The sequence below is a fragment of the Myxococcus sp. CA005 genome (assembly GCF_006518205.1).
GTDB lineage: Bacteria > Myxococcota > Myxococcia > Myxococcales > Myxococcaceae > Myxococcus > Myxococcus xanthus.
The window spans coordinates 1-12,570 of the sequence record NZ_SRLV01000145.1; the positions used below are offsets into that span (position 1 = coordinate 1).

16 protein-coding genes and 1 pseudogene are annotated in these 12,570 nt (G+C 66.5%); 4 read left to right on the forward strand and 13 right to left on the reverse strand.

Annotation, left to right across the window (positions count from 1 at the left end):
* Window positions 1-228: pseudogene (locus tag FMQ63_RS35625) on the forward strand (FHA domain-containing protein); the annotation flags it as partial.
* 86 nt (window positions 229-314) lie between these two features.
* On the opposite strand, the gene sctV reads toward FMQ63_RS35625, so the two are convergent.
* On the reverse strand, window positions 315-2,438 hold the full coding sequence (gene sctV / locus FMQ63_RS35630; RefSeq protein WP_011552535.1) for a type III secretion system export apparatus subunit SctV: 2,124 nt from the start codon (window positions 2,436-2,438) through the stop codon (window positions 315-317).
* A 231-nt stretch (window positions 2,439-2,669) separates the two neighbouring features.
* Here sctV and FMQ63_RS35635 point away from each other — a divergent pair, with 231 nt between their 5' ends.
* Window positions 2,670-3,458 (forward strand): carboxypeptidase-like regulatory domain-containing protein, encoded by a 789-nt coding sequence (locus FMQ63_RS35635; protein WP_225909917.1) that lies wholly within the window; start codon window positions 2,670-2,672, stop codon window positions 3,456-3,458.
* 52 nt (window positions 3,459-3,510) lie between these two features.
* Here FMQ63_RS35635 and FMQ63_RS35640 read toward each other — a convergent pair whose 3' ends face one another.
* Window positions 3,511-3,975 (reverse strand): tetratricopeptide repeat protein, encoded by a 465-nt coding sequence (locus FMQ63_RS35640; protein ID WP_020477620.1) that lies wholly within the window; start codon window positions 3,973-3,975, stop codon window positions 3,511-3,513.
* Window positions 3,976-4,232: 257 nt separating this feature from the next.
* Between FMQ63_RS35640 and FMQ63_RS35645 the strand changes: the two genes are divergently transcribed.
* Window positions 4,233-4,457, forward strand: coding sequence for a hypothetical protein (locus FMQ63_RS35645; RefSeq protein ID WP_002640925.1), 225 nt, complete (start codon window positions 4,233-4,235; stop codon window positions 4,455-4,457).
* Window positions 4,458-4,628: 171 nt separating this feature from the next.
* On the opposite strand, the gene FMQ63_RS35650 is transcribed toward FMQ63_RS35645, so the two are convergent.
* Together FMQ63_RS35650 and FMQ63_RS35655 are read right to left on the reverse strand one after the other, a co-directional pair.
* On the reverse strand, window positions 4,629-5,135 hold the full coding sequence (locus tag FMQ63_RS35650) for a tetratricopeptide repeat protein (protein WP_225888784.1): 507 nt from the start codon (window positions 5,133-5,135) through the stop codon (window positions 4,629-4,631).
* Between the two features lie 59 nt (window positions 5,136-5,194).
* Window positions 5,195-6,361: a DUF1521 domain-containing protein gene (locus tag FMQ63_RS35655; protein WP_011552531.1), complete on the reverse strand. Its 1,167-nt coding sequence runs from the start codon at window positions 6,359-6,361 to the stop codon at window positions 5,195-5,197.
* A gap of 263 nt (window positions 6,362-6,624) precedes the next feature.
* Here FMQ63_RS35655 and FMQ63_RS35660 point away from each other — a divergent pair, with 263 nt between their 5' ends.
* Window positions 6,625-6,849 (forward strand): hypothetical protein, encoded by a 225-nt coding sequence (locus tag FMQ63_RS35660; RefSeq protein WP_002640925.1) that lies wholly within the window; start codon window positions 6,625-6,627, stop codon window positions 6,847-6,849.
* A 196-nt stretch (window positions 6,850-7,045) separates the two neighbouring features.
* Here FMQ63_RS35660 and FMQ63_RS35665 read toward each other — a convergent pair whose 3' ends face one another.
* The 9 genes from FMQ63_RS35665 to sctR form a co-directional block, all read right to left on the reverse strand.
* The gene (locus FMQ63_RS35665; RefSeq protein WP_011552530.1) at window positions 7,046-7,423 is read right to left on the reverse strand and encodes a hypothetical protein; all 378 of its coding nucleotides are present in this window, start codon (window positions 7,421-7,423) and stop codon (window positions 7,046-7,048) included.
* A gap of 99 nt (window positions 7,424-7,522) precedes the next feature.
* Window positions 7,523-8,104, reverse strand: a complete 582-nt coding sequence (locus tag FMQ63_RS35670; RefSeq protein WP_011552528.1) for a hypothetical protein — start codon at window positions 8,102-8,104, stop codon at window positions 7,523-7,525.
* A gap of 93 nt (window positions 8,105-8,197) precedes the next feature.
* Entirely contained in the window at window positions 8,198-8,674 is a 477-nt protein-coding gene (locus FMQ63_RS35675; protein WP_011552527.1) for a SycD/LcrH family type III secretion system chaperone, read from the reverse strand.
* 4 nt (window positions 8,675-8,678) lie between these two features.
* Window positions 8,679-9,158, reverse strand: a complete 480-nt coding sequence (locus FMQ63_RS35680) for a hypothetical protein (protein ID WP_026113929.1) — start codon at window positions 9,156-9,158, stop codon at window positions 8,679-8,681.
* Window positions 9,159-9,205: 47 nt separating this feature from the next.
* Window positions 9,206-9,490, reverse strand: a complete 285-nt coding sequence (locus FMQ63_RS35685; RefSeq protein WP_011552525.1) for an EscU/YscU/HrcU family type III secretion system export apparatus switch protein — start codon at window positions 9,488-9,490, stop codon at window positions 9,206-9,208.
* A 43-nt stretch (window positions 9,491-9,533) separates the two neighbouring features.
* Window positions 9,534-10,613 (reverse strand): type III secretion system export apparatus subunit SctU, encoded by a 1,080-nt coding sequence (gene sctU, locus FMQ63_RS35690; protein WP_011552524.1) that lies wholly within the window; start codon window positions 10,611-10,613, stop codon window positions 9,534-9,536.
* A 22-nt stretch (window positions 10,614-10,635) separates the two neighbouring features.
* On the reverse strand, window positions 10,636-11,454 hold the full coding sequence (locus FMQ63_RS35695; RefSeq protein ID WP_011552523.1) for a flagellar biosynthetic protein FliR: 819 nt from the start codon (window positions 11,452-11,454) through the stop codon (window positions 10,636-10,638).
* The gene (gene fliQ / locus FMQ63_RS35700; protein ID WP_002637061.1) at window positions 11,451-11,714 is read right to left on the reverse strand and encodes a flagellar biosynthesis protein FliQ; all 264 of its coding nucleotides are present in this window, start codon (window positions 11,712-11,714) and stop codon (window positions 11,451-11,453) included. Before fliQ ends, FMQ63_RS35695 begins: the two co-directional genes overlap by 4 nt.
* A gap of 12 nt (window positions 11,715-11,726) precedes the next feature.
* A complete protein-coding gene (gene sctR / locus FMQ63_RS35705) occupies window positions 11,727-12,551 on the reverse strand; it encodes a type III secretion system export apparatus subunit SctR (protein WP_020477619.1) in 825 nt (274 codons plus the stop codon).
* Between the last annotated feature and the right edge of the window lie 19 nt (window positions 12,552-12,570).

The window sequence follows — 12,570 nt, forward strand, 5'->3', positions numbered from 1 at the left end:
GCGCCGGAAGAGCCCCCCGCCGAAGAGCCCGCGCCCCCGCCCGAGGAGCAGGTCTCCGAAGAGCCGCCCCCGCCGGTGTCGGCGGAGTACCCCATGCCGGATGAGCCCGCTCAGCCGAGCGCGATGGCGGCGCTCAAGGACAAGGGCAAGCTCGTGCCTCTCGTGGTGATGAGCGTGGTGGGCCTGGTCTTCCTGGTGCTGATGATTGCCGTGCTCGCGGGCGCCTAGCATCGCGAGCAGGCCCCTGCCCTCATGAGAGGGCATTCCTTCCGCCCGCGCGTCCCTGTCACGCGCGGGCGGAGGTCCATCCGCGGCTATCGCGTGGAGATGCGCGCCACGGGCTGGATGTTCAGCTCGGGCGACAGCTCCTGGTAGCTGAGCACGGAGAACGACGGGTTGAACTCGTACTCCAGCAGCTTGCGGACGTAGCGGCGGATGTCCATGGCCGTGAGGATGACGGGCCGCTGCGCGCTGGGCGGCAGGTGGCCACACTCCGAACGCACGGCCTGGACGATTTCCTGCGCCAGCTCCGGCTCCAGCGCCAGGTGCGCGCCCGCGGAGGTCCGCTTCACCGAGCCGCGGATGGCGTCCTCGATGTTCGGGTCCAACAGGTACACCACCAGGGTGCCGGTGCCACGCGCGTACTTGTGGGAGATGTAGCGGCGCTGGGCCGCGCGGACATGCTCGGTGAGCATGACGTTGTCCGCCTCCACCTGCCCGTACTCGGCCAGGGCCTGGAGGATGCCGCGCAAGTCACGGATGGAGATCTCCTCCTCCACCAGACGCTGGAGGATGTCCGTCAGCTTCAGCACGTTGACGACCTTGGGGACGACCTCCTTCACGATGGCGGGGAAGGCCTTCTCCAACTGCTCCAGCATCGTCTGCGTCTCCTGCACGCCAACGAACTCACGGGCGTTGCGCCGCAGCACGGCGGCGGTGTGCAGGATGATGTAGCCGGGCACGTCCCACGTCGTGAGGCCGGCGGCCTCCAGCGTGTCGCGGTACTGCTCGGGGACCCAGGCGGCGGGCTGCCGGGTGGCGGGGTTCACGGCCTCGAAGCCCTGGATGTTCATCAGCCGCAGCCGGTCCACCGTGTCGTTCACCAGGACGTGGCCCAGCGTGGCCTGGCCGGTGACGACGGGCACCTCGTTGATTTGAATCTGGTACGCGCCCGGCGGCAGCGAGCCGTTGCCACGCGCACGCACGCCTGGGAAGCGCACGCCCAGTTCCACGAAGAGGCCATCACGCATGAACGGGATGAGTTCGAAGAGGAACTTCCCGTTGTCCTGGCGCGAGTCCACGAAGGGGACCAGCGCGTCGGAGACTTCCAGGACGATGGGCGTGACGACGGGGATGAATAGCTCGGAGTCCGGATTGAGGGCTTCCTTGGGCGCGGGCTCCGATGCCATGGGCGTGCCCAGGTCCGTCTCCATGGCCGGGCCGGCATCCTCCGCCTCCACGGCCTGCTGCTGCTTCTTCAGCATCGTCCAGGCGCCCAGGCCCGCGCCGATGCCCAGCAGGAAGAAGGGAATCTTGGGCAGACCGGGCACCAGGCCCAGGACGATGAGCATGCCGGCGGCAATGGCGATGGCCTTCGGGTAGGCCGTCAGCTGGGAGCCCATGTCCATGCCCAGGTGATTGCCCTCTTCCTCACCCGCCACGCGCGTCACGATGATACCGGCGCAGGTGGAGACGAGGATGGCGGGAATCATGCCGACCAGACCGTCACCGATGGTGAGCAGCGTGTACTTCTGCGCCGCGTCGCCAGCGGACATGCCCTTCTGCGTCACGCCGATGATGAGGCCACCGACGATGTTGACGACGGTGATGATGATGCTCGCGATGGCGTCGCCCTTCACGAACTTCATGGCGCCGTCCATGGCGCCGAAGAGCTGGCTCTCACGCTCCAGGTCGCGGCGCTTCTTCTTGCCCTGGTCCTGGTCGATGGAGCCGGCCCGCAGGTCGGCGTCGATGGACATCTGCTTTCCGGGCATCGCGTCCAGGGTGAAGCGGGCGGCCACTTCGGCGACGCGCTCCGAGCCCTTGGAAATCACGATGAAGTTCACGATGACCAGGATGATGAAGAGGATGGCGCCGACGACGAAGTTGCCCTGCACCACGAAGTTTCCGAACGCCACCACCACCTCTCCCGGGTCACCGGTGAGGAGGATGAGACGCGTGGTGGAGATGGTGAGGGCCAACCGGAACATCGTGGTGATGAGCAGCAGCGTCGGGAACACCGACAGGTGCAGCGCCGCTGGCACGTAGAGGGATACGAGGAGCAGCACCACCGAGATGCTGATGTTCAGCGTCAGCAGCACGTCCAGCAGCAGCGTGGGCAGCGGGACGATCATCATCCCGACGATGGCCACGACCACCACGGCGAGGACGATGTCGGAGTACTTGGAGAGGAAGCTGTTCGAATTGGTGGCAGCCATCAGCGGTCAGGCATCCTAGGCCAACCCGGGTGCCTTCTGTCAGGGGGGGCGTCGCGAAGGGCCCCTCCCCACGGCGAAACCCGCCGTTCTCCCTCGGGCGGAAGCAGCCGGGCAGTCAACCAAAGTGGACATTCGTTCTTGCACCGCGCCCCGTCACGCGGGTTCATCCCCCTGTCGTGCCCTGCCGTCCTGGAGGGCCGGGGCAGGCCACACGAAACCTGGGAGAACACGATGCGACTGAAGAATGCCTTGAGCAGGGGTCTTCCGCTGATGTTGCTGGGGGCATCCCTGGCCTGTTCGGCCTGCTCGGACGGCGGCACCAGCGGCCCTGGCCCCTCTGGCGAGAGGGAGAAGAACGTCGTCAAGGGCAAGGCCACGGACACCGCGGGCAAGCCCCTGGCGGGGGTGGAGGTGGTGGCCGACAATCAGGTCCTCTACGACTCCAATGTGGTGGGCGTGACGGGCACGGACGGCACCTACCGGCTGGAGCTGGGCCAGGCGGCCACCACCTGGAACGCCAGCGCGCGGCTCAAGCGCGACTTCAACGGCCGCAGCTACACCTTCGAACTGCACCCCAGCAACGCCACCCCCTTCGCGGGCAACGAGGGCGCCGTCCGGGACTTCAGCTGGAAGCTGACCGGCGCGAAGCCCGAGGGCGGCGCCTACGGCAGCGGCGTCTACTTCAACCTGACGGACTACGTGGATCCGGCCGACCCGGATCAAGCCTTGCAGCGCGAGCACGTGGAGTTGACGCTCACCCCGGTGGGCTCGCTGGTGGACGGCAGCGCCGGGACGCCGGTGACGGCCCGGGGCACCAACACGCCGGACGGCTTCGGCTTCCCGGACCTCCCGCTGGGGCGCTACACGGTGACGGGCCGCTACGCGCCGCCGGGACAGGCCGTCCGGCCGCTGCTGGTGCGCGTGCAGGACCAGGGCACCTACGCCGAATCCGTGACGGCTGACTTCCAGCCCGTCATGGAGGGGTTGTACCGCCTGGACGTGGAGCTGAAGTTCCCCTGAGCCCAAGGGCCAGGGAAGGCGGGCCGGGGCCTTCGAGTGGCCCCGCCCGCGCCTACGCCGCGCCGTCGGATTCGGAAGACGGCGCCCCCTCGGCGCTCTCCAGCGCCGCGGCGGCCAGCATCCGGGCCCGGGCGCTGAGCGGATCCTGTCCTTCGGGATCCAGCCCCACCGCATGATTGAAGTCCCGGGCGGCCTCGTGGACCTTGCCGAGCCGCAGGTGTACTTCCCCGCGGTTGACGAAGGGCGTGAGGTCGGAGGGGTCCAGCTCGATGGCGCGGTTGAAGTAGGACTCGGCCAGGTCCAGGTCTTCCAGCGCCAGGTGGCAGGCGCCCAGCGCCGTCTGGAAGTAGGCCTCGGTGGGGTCCATGGCCGCCAGGGACTGGAACAAGGTCAGCGACTCACGGAAGCGGCCGTCCTGGAAGAGGTTGAAGCCTTCCGTGGCCCGTTCGAGCATCTCCGGGCCGGACAGGGGCTTCACGTCGTCGTTGGTCACCGTTGCCTTGGATTCAGTCGTCATCTGCACACATCCCTCACGAGGGCGGGAGGACGGCCCCGGAGCCGGTAGGGCAAGCGGTTCCGGGCGCCGGGAGCTTAGACTGTTATCGGCTTTTCCACCAAAACGGTGCGCCGCTTCGGAAGCGATATTCGCGCCGCCGGCGCGAAAAAATGGATCAGAAAATGGGGAGGAAACTTCTGCCCCCCATTCCCCCATAATCCTTTTGTAAGCAGCGCCGCCGCAAACCACCCGCTTCCCAAACTTTCTGGAGAACGCAAATGACCACCGCCACCACCGCCGCCGCCGCCGCCACGAAGGCCCTCGGAGCCAGCCAGGGTCTCTCCGCCCTCGAGCAGAAGTCCCTCTCCGGCCTGACGGGTCCGGACCGTGAGCGCGCCGAGGCGCAGCTCATGCTCCAGAAGCAGCAGGAGGCCACCGCCTTCGTGGCCAACCTGATGAAGAAGCTCAACGAGATCGCGATGTCCGTCATCGGCAAGATCTAATCCTGCCGCTGTAACGCGACTCTCGGAGCCGGCTTCCCTCTCGGGATGCCGGCTCCTTGCTTTTGCGGGCTCGAGCGCCTCACCCGAAACGACAAAGCCCGGACTGCGCGACGACTCGCGCGGCCCGGGCCTGGTGCGTGTTGCGATGAAAAGGGGCATGCCCCCCTGGGGCTACCGGGACTTCTTCACCTGGTCGGCCTGCTGCTTGAGGGTGCGCAGCGTCGCGTGGGCGCGCTGCGTGGCACGGCGCTTGAGGCCCGGGTCCAGCTGGATGGCCTTGCTGAGGTCCGCGAGCGCCTCGGGGACATTGCCCCGGCGCAGCTGGATTTCCCCCCGGCCGACCAGCGCGTCCACGTGGCCGTCGTTGAACTGGAGCGCCAGCCGGAAGGCGTCGAACGCCTCGTCGAAGCGCTCCAGCGTCATAAGGGTCGCCCCGAGCTGCGCGTGGAAGACGGCGTCGGTGGGCGAGGCGGCCACGAGGCCCTGGAAGATCTGCAGGGCCTGCTGCGAGCTGCCCGCCTGGAGGAGCTGGTAGGCCTTGTCCGCCCAGGCGTAAAGCTGCGTGTTGGAGAGGTTGAGGAACTGCCCCAGGGTGATTTCGCCGCGGATCACCGCCTCGGCGAGTGCTTCCGGGACGACGACCTTCTCTTTTTCACCCCTGGGGGCGGAGTCACTCACGACAGCCTCGAGAAGGGCCAGGCAGTCCCCCACCTGGCCCGATGAAGTACGTCCAGCGGCTAGAACGACTGGGGACCGCGGAAGCGGACCATATCATTCAGCTTGGACAGCTTCTCCAGCGTCCCGAACATGTCACCCAGCGCCTTGAAGGACTGGGTCAGCCCGGACTTGTGCTGGTTCTTGTCGTAGGCGCCGAAGAGGTCGTCCGCCTTGCGGAACGGGTTGAAGCCGTTCGCGTTGGTGTTCTTGAGCTGGTCGAACACCTTGCTGATGGAGTCGAACGTCTCGTTCAGCTTGTTCAGCTCGGGCTTGGCACTGCTCATGTCCCAGGGCAGCGGCTTCACCTGGGGCAGGTTGGTGTTCATGTCCCAATTCTGGGCCACCTCACCCGCCGCGGGGGAGTCCGCCGCCGCCGAGTAGTTGAAGGCCATGGTGCGCCGCTCGGTGATGACGGCCTCGCCCACCTTGTGCACGTCGCCGCCGTTCTCGTGGCCGACAATCTCCTTGCCATGGAACGTCCAGTCGGCCGCGTTCTGCCCCATGTGGAAGACGTCCGCGGACTGGTTCGAGTGGAAGCGGACGACCTCGTCCATGCCCTTGTTGGTGACCTGGCCGACCTTGCCCTTGCCCTTGTCGATGTCCGTCACGCGCACGTGGCTGTCGCCGTAGACGACGTCCAGCTGGCCCGTCACCGTCATGCCGTTGCCCCAGGGCTTGCAGGAGCAGTTGATGCGGGTGCCGTCGCCCAGGACGAAGGAGGTGTCGCGCTTGAAGTCGAACTTGCCGCCGTCGCTCTCGTCAACGTGCGGATCACCCCAGACGCGGGTGTTTTTGCCGTCCGGCCCCGTCACGCGCCACTCGAACTGGCCCAGCTGCTCGATGGTGTAGCCGCCCGGGGTGGTGATCTTCCCGGTGCCCTCTTCCACCTTCAGGGAGTTGGCCTCGCGCACCGCGTCCAGGGGGTTGGGACGCTCGGCGGGGAAGGCGGCGTTGGTGCCCGTCGCACCCGCCTGCTTCGTGGGGGCCGCGGCCTGGGACATCTGATCCACGGCCTTGCCGGCGACGTTCACCGCCTTGCCCGCAAGGTCAACGGCCTTCTCAACCAGATTCAGCGTCGACTCGATGAGCTGCGCGTTGCGCGCGATCGTCGAGGTGTTGACGTTACCCACGCCCTGCGTCGTGGTGAGCTGCCGGTTACCGCCAACTCCGCCGATGCCGTTCGACATATTCGGTGCTCCCTAAGGAGGGGGAAATGTTCGATGCTGCTTCACCGTGATTTTCGGTGTTCAGCGCTGGGAGTTTCGCCTCGGTGCGTCGCTTTTCTCAAAAGAAGGTACGAGCCGATCACGCGGGGCGGGGGCACCTCTTGCCAGGGCGGGAAAAAGAATCAGAAAATCCCGAGGAAACTTCCGACCCCCTTTCTCCCATAATCCTTTTGTAAGCAGCGCCGCCGCAAACCACCCGCTTCCCAAACTTTCTGGAGAACGCCATGACCACCGCCACCACCGCCGCCGCCGCCGCCACGAAGGCCCTCGGAGCCAGCCAGGGTCTCTCCGCCCTCGAGCAGAAGTCCCTCTCCGGCCTGACGGGTCCGGACCGTGAGCGCGCCGAGGCGCAGCTCATGCTCCAGAAGCAGCAGGAGGCCACCGCCTTCGTGGCCAACCTGATGAAGAAGCTCAACGAGATCGCGATGTCCGTCATCGGCAAGATCTAATCCTGCCGCTGTAGCGCGACTCTCGGAGCCGGCTTCCCTCTCGGGATGCCGGCTCCTTGCTTTTGCGGGCTCGAGCGCCTCGGCGCGCCGCCCACTCCCCTTCCCTAGCACCCCGCAAAGCAAAACCGCCGCTCCGGTCAGAGACCCGGGCGGCGGCTTCAAGGACAGGCGTGCGGCGGGGCCGCTCGCGGTCGGGCTACTCGCCCCACATGTCCTTGAGGAGCTCCTTGCGACGGCTCATCAGCTTCCCGAAGAAGTTGTCGTCCCGCATCTTCTGGAACATCGCGTTCGTCTCGTGCTTCTTCGTCGTCGACTCGGCGTGCGACTTGACGTCGTCGGCGGAGGCGTTCGGGTTGCTCTTGAGGAAGGTCTCCATCTCGCCCTGGACCTTCTCCTTCACCGTGTTGATCCGGCCTTCGCCCAGGTACTGGAGGCTGCCCTTGATCTCCGGCTCGTTCATCCGGTCCACGGCGGAGTTCAGCACGCCTTCCCACGCCTGCTTCTGGGCCTCGGGGGTCGTCGTCGTCGACTTGCGCGTCGTCGCGGACGCGTTGTTCGCAATCTTGGTGGTCACGGGGAAATCTCCTCGGAAAAAAAGAACGTCTCGAGGGAGTTATCGCCGGCGCCAGGCCCCAAGTTGCGTCCCTCGGGCCCAGGCGCCGACGCGGTGCGACTAGCCCTTGAGCTTGCCCAGGCTGGGGTTCTTCATCCAGGCCTTGAAGGACTCCAGGTCCTTCTGCTCGGCCTTGACGTCCGGGGGCGCGGCCGGCGGAGGCGGCACGTCCCCCGTCAACGACGCGTGCTTCTTGCTGCTCGTCTCAAAGGCGTCCTTCGCCCCCCCCGGCCCGACGGGGGCCTTGGCCGCGGCGGCCGGAGCCGCCGTGGCGGCGGGCGCGGAGGCAGCGGCTTCGTCGGTGGAGAAGCCGCGGGCGTTCAGGTACGCCTGCATCCACTCCACGGACTCCACCAGCACGGGCGGCATGGTGGCCAGGGCCGGCGTCTTCGTCGCCTCGTTCAGGTGCCGGGTAAAGGCGTCCTTCACGTCCTGGTAGAGCTGGAAGCTCAGCGAAGCACCGGGCTTGGTGTTGCCCAGCAGCGCGGACATCTTCCGCATCACCTGCTGCAGCGTACCCGTCGCGGACTTCGCCTGGTTCTCCAGCTCGGTGACGAGACGCTCGCGCTTGGCGACCAGTTCGGGCGGGGCCTCCGGAGGCATCTGGGCGGGAACGCGCGGATCAGGATTCGGGTTCGACATGTCAACGACCTCCCTGACGACGAAGAATTGAGCGTCGGGCAGCCTACCAGACTCCCCGGAAGAACAGTCGATTCCGGATGTGAAATGCGGCCGTCAGCGGCGGCTCAGGGCGGAGATCATGGCCGCCGCCTTGCGCACCACGGGGTCATCCCCCGGCTGCATCGCCGCCGCTCGGCGCAGATCCTCCAGCGCCTGGGGCTTCTGGCCCATGGCCAGCTTCACTTCCGCGCGCCCCACATAAACGGACGGATCATGCGGCGTCAGCTTGGCGGCCACGTCGAAGGCCGCCAGCGCCCCCTGCCCGTTCCCAGCCGCCATCTCCACCACGCCCAGGGCCTTGGCGAAGTAGGCGTCCGTCGGGTTGACGGCATACAGGCCCTGGAAGAGCGTGCGCGCCTCGCTCACCCGGCCTTGATAGAAGAAGTAGTAGGCCGTCTTGGCGATGGCGTAGAGCTCTTCGTCCGAGTAGCCACGCACGTCCCGCAGCGTGGCCTTGCCATCCGCCCAGCGCTGCAGAAGCGTGTCCAGCTTCGCCTCGTCCTTCGGATCATCCGGGTCCAGGGCCGCCATGACGCTAGTAGCCCTCGTCCTTCTGCGCGTCCCACATGCGGCGGATGATTTCCTTCGTCTCCTCGTTCACCTGATCCACCAGGGAGAGCATGGCGGACTCGCGGTGCAGCAGCGCCTTGAGTCGCTCCAGCCGGTCGGGCGCCGCCTTCACCTTGCCCAGGCCCCGCTCCAGCATCCGGCGCTGGTCCTCGTGCCCCCGGCCCGCCACGCTGGACAGGTGGGGCCGGTCGCTGAACCGCTCCAGGTCCGCCTCATGCCCGCCGGGGTGCGGCGGCAGCGGCAGGCGGAGCTCCTCCGAGGAGTGCGCCGGACCGATGAAGTCCAGCAGCGCCGCGGACGCGAGCGCCGGGTTCTTCGGGTTGCCCGTCTTGCGGAGCTTCTTCCGGTCAACCTGCGCCGGGTCGACGAGCCGCTCGCGGACGCTTCGGGGACCGCCCCAGGGCCACAGGGACGTATTCGGAGGCGGATTGTTGATTCTGGCCATCGTGATACCGAACCTCACTCCAGATGGGTGGGGGACGTCCAGCCCCCCTAGCGCCTGGCAGCCGCGGCCGCCTGCTCACGTTGTAGCTCGTAGACGAAGTTCAGGACCTCGGCCACGGCGTCATACAACTCCTCGGGGACCTCCTGGCCCACCTCCACGCGGTAGAGCGCATTGGCCAGGTTCACGTTCCGCATGAGGGGGATGTTGTGCTCGCGGGCAATCTCGCGAATCTTCTCCGCCTTGAGCCGCATGCCCTTGGCCACCACGCGCGGCGCGCCGTCCTTCTCCTTGTCGTACTTCAACGCGATGGCGATTTCGGCGTCGTCACTCATGGAAGGCCCCGTTGTCCCTGCATGATAGCCACACCCGGCCTCCTCACGCGCGGCCCTCGGGGGCTGGCTGACCGGACTTCAAGCCGTAGACGAAGTTGAGGACCTCGGCGACCGCGTCGTACAGCTCCTCCGGGACTTCGTGCCCCACCTCCACCCGCAGCAGGGCGTGGGCCAGGGGCACGTTGCGCAGCGTGGGCACGTCCTGCTCGCGGGCAATGGCCTTGATGCGCTCGGCCTTGAAGTCGATGCCCCGGGCCAGCACGCGCGGCGCGCCGTCCTTCTCCCGGTCGTACTTGAGGGCCACCGCCACGTGGTCCGGGTTGGTGACGATGACGTCGGCCTCGCGCACGGCCTCCATCTGCGCCCCCTCCATGATCTCCTGATGCATCTCCTTGCGCTTGGCCTTGTGGTGCGGGTCGCCCTCGCTCTGCTTGTACTCCTTCTTCACCTCCTCCTTCGTCATCATCATGTCCTTCATGAAGGACTTGCGCTGCCACCAGACGTCGAAGACGCCGAAGAGGACGAAGAGGAGCGCCACCCGCGTGGCCACGCGCGTCACCAGCTCTCCCATGATGGCCATGATGCCGCGCGTGTCCTGCCGCAACGTTTCGGCCACCATGGGCATGGAGTCGCGCACCACGCCGTAGACGACGTAGGCGGTGACTGAGATTTTGATGAGGTTCTTCAGCAGTTCAACAATCGCCTTCTTGTTGAACAGGTTCTTCATGCCTTGGATGGGATTGAGCTTCTCCATCTTCGGAATCAGCGGATCCATGGTGAAGAGCGTCCCCACCTGGAGGTACTCCATCAGCCCGCCGACAATGGCTCCGCCCGCCAGCACCGGCAGCGACACCAGCACCACCGCGCGCAGCCCCAGGAAGAGCAGCTGCCCGGTGGCCACCGACAGGTCCACCGGGTTCGTCAGGTGGTCGAAGGAGAACAGGAAGAGCGACGTCAGCTCTGTCTCCAGCATGTCCCAGCTGCCTTTGACGGCGGCCAGCCCCACCAGGAGCACGCCCACGCCGCTGAGGTCCTTGCTCTTCCAGACCTGCCCCTTCTTGCGTGAGTCATCCAGCTTCTTCTGGGATGGCTCTTCTGTTTTTTCGCCGCTCTCGTCCGACATGGCGCGTCCCGGATGAAGAGGCTCAGGACAAGAGCCGCAGGGCTTGGTTGAGGGTCCGCAGCATGACGACCATCTCCCCCTGCATGCGGTCCATCAGGGCGCCGAGCACCAGGAAGACGAGCAGCACGCTCACCAGGGGCTTGACGGACATGGAGATGAAGAACACCTGGATTTGCGGCGCCACGCGGTTGATGGCGCCCAGCGCCACGTCGGTGAGGAAGGTCGCCAGCATCGCCGGAGCGGCCAGCGCCAGGCTCACCCGGAGCAGGTCCGCGAACACACGAATCATCAGGTCGAAGAAGGGCCACGGCCCGTCGTGGAAGCGCGGGAAGCCGTCCAGCGGCACCGCCACCAAGCTGTCCGCCAGCGCTTCGATGACCAGGTGGTGCCCGTTCAGCGTGAGGAACAACACCACCGCCAACTGCACCTTGAAGCTGGAGAACAGCGTCACCTGCTGCCCGAGCTGAGGCACGTACAGCTGCGCGTTGTTGCTGCCGGACATGGTGTCCACCAGGTTGCCGGCCACGCGCGCGGCTTCGAACAACGTGTTGACGACGAAGGCGATGGTGAAGCCGACGAACACCTCCTTCGCCATCAGCGCGATGTACGGCAAAGCGCTCAGGGGGATGGACGTCACCGAGCCCGCGATGAGGGGGTAGAGGACGATTGAGAGCGTCAGCCCGATGCCCATCTTCAGCTCGGTGGGGACCACCTCGCCGCCCAGGAAGGGGCTGAAGATGAGCACGGGCATCACCCGGCACATCACCAGCGCCACCGTGAAGATGACGGCCGAGACGTTGGCCCGGGTGCCCAGCTCTGCGACGAGGTCCGCGACGTTCATTTGATGAGCGCGGGGAACCTGTCGAAGACGTGGAACGTGAAGCGCACCAACTGGCTTCCAATCCAGGGGCCGGCCAATGCGAGGACGCCGAACACGGCGACGACCTTCGGCGCGAAGGTGAGCGTCTGCTCCTGGATCTGCGTGGTGGCCTGGAACAGGGAGATGATGAACCCCACCAACAGACTCATCAGCACCGGCGGCGCCGACGCGACGAGCACCAGGAACAGGGCCTCCTGGGTGATGAACGTGAGCTGATTCATGGAGCCCTCTCCCTACAGGTAGCCGACGACCAGGCCCTTGGCGATGAGATACCAGCCGTCCACGAGCACGAACAGCAGCAGCTTGAACGGCATGGAGATGGTGGTCGGCGACAACATGTGCATGCCGAGCGCCAGCAGGATGTTGGCCACCACCATGTCGATGACGATGAACGGCACGAACAAGAGGAAGCCTATCTGGAAGGCCTCCTTGAGTTCGGACACCACGAAGGCCGGGATGATGACCATGAAGTCATTGCTCTCCACGGCGTCGCGGTCCTCGCCCTTGCGCATCTTCTTGGCGAGGTTGAAGAAGAGCGCCCGGTCCTTGGTGGTGACCTTCTTGATGAGCCACTCGCGCAGCGGCTCCTTGGACTTGTTGGCGGCGCCCAGCATCGAGCCCACCGTCTCCGAGGAGAACACGCCGGGGCCCTTGGCCCAGATGTCCAGGCCGGCCGCGCGGTACATCTGCTGGCCCACCGGGGCCATGATGTAGACGGTGAGGATGATGGCCAGGCCGGTGATGACCTGGGTGGGCGGAATCTGCTGCGTGCCCAGCGCCGAGCGGACGATGGAGAGCACCACCGAAATCTTCACGAAGCTGGTCGCCATCATCAGCGCGAAGGGCACCAGGCCCATGGCCGCGAGCGCCAGGATGAGGATGAGCGGGCGCGAGGCGAACGAGTCGCTGTTGACAGCCTCGTTGACCACCGAGTCGGGGATGGCCGCGCCCCCGCGCTTCTGAGCGAGCGCGGCGAAGGGATGAACGGCGACCACGGCCGCGAACAGCCAGGGCGGGACACGCGGGAGACGGGAGCGGGCGGAGGAAGGGAGGTTCACGGGCACGGTCGTCAGGAGC

Excerpts from the sequence above, each read along its gene's own strand:
- sctV (WP_011552535.1), bottom strand. The coding sequence starts at position 2,438 with ATGGCTGCCACCAATTCGAACAGCTTCCTCTCCAAGTACTCCGACATC.
- FMQ63_RS35635 (WP_225909917.1), top strand. The coding sequence starts at position 2,670 with ATGCGACTGAAGAATGCCTTGAGCAGGGGTCTTCCGCTGATGTTGCTG.
- FMQ63_RS35640 (WP_020477620.1), bottom strand. The coding sequence starts at position 3,975 with ATGACGACTGAATCCAAGGCAACGGTGACCAACGACGACGTGAAGCCC.
- FMQ63_RS35645 (WP_002640925.1), top strand. The coding sequence starts at position 4,233 with ATGACCACCGCCACCACCGCCGCCGCCGCCGCCACGAAGGCCCTCGGA.
- FMQ63_RS35655 (WP_011552531.1), bottom strand. The coding sequence starts at position 6,361 with ATGTCGAACGGCATCGGCGGAGTTGGCGGTAACCGGCAGCTCACCACG.
- FMQ63_RS35660 (WP_002640925.1), top strand. The coding sequence starts at position 6,625 with ATGACCACCGCCACCACCGCCGCCGCCGCCGCCACGAAGGCCCTCGGA.
- FMQ63_RS35670 (WP_011552528.1), bottom strand. The coding sequence starts at position 8,104 with ATGTCGAACCCGAATCCTGATCCGCGCGTTCCCGCCCAGATGCCTCCG.
- FMQ63_RS35675 (WP_011552527.1), bottom strand. The coding sequence starts at position 8,674 with ATGGCGGCCCTGGACCCGGATGATCCGAAGGACGAGGCGAAGCTGGAC.
- FMQ63_RS35680 (WP_026113929.1), bottom strand. The coding sequence starts at position 9,158 with ATGGCCAGAATCAACAATCCGCCTCCGAATACGTCCCTGTGGCCCTGG.
- FMQ63_RS35685 (WP_011552525.1), bottom strand. The coding sequence starts at position 9,490 with ATGAGTGACGACGCCGAAATCGCCATCGCGTTGAAGTACGACAAGGAG.
- sctU (WP_011552524.1), bottom strand. The coding sequence starts at position 10,613 with ATGTCGGACGAGAGCGGCGAAAAAACAGAAGAGCCATCCCAGAAGAAG.
- FMQ63_RS35695 (WP_011552523.1), bottom strand. The coding sequence starts at position 11,454 with ATGAACGTCGCGGACCTCGTCGCAGAGCTGGGCACCCGGGCCAACGTC.
- fliQ (WP_002637061.1), bottom strand. The coding sequence starts at position 11,714 with ATGAATCAGCTCACGTTCATCACCCAGGAGGCCCTGTTCCTGGTGCTC.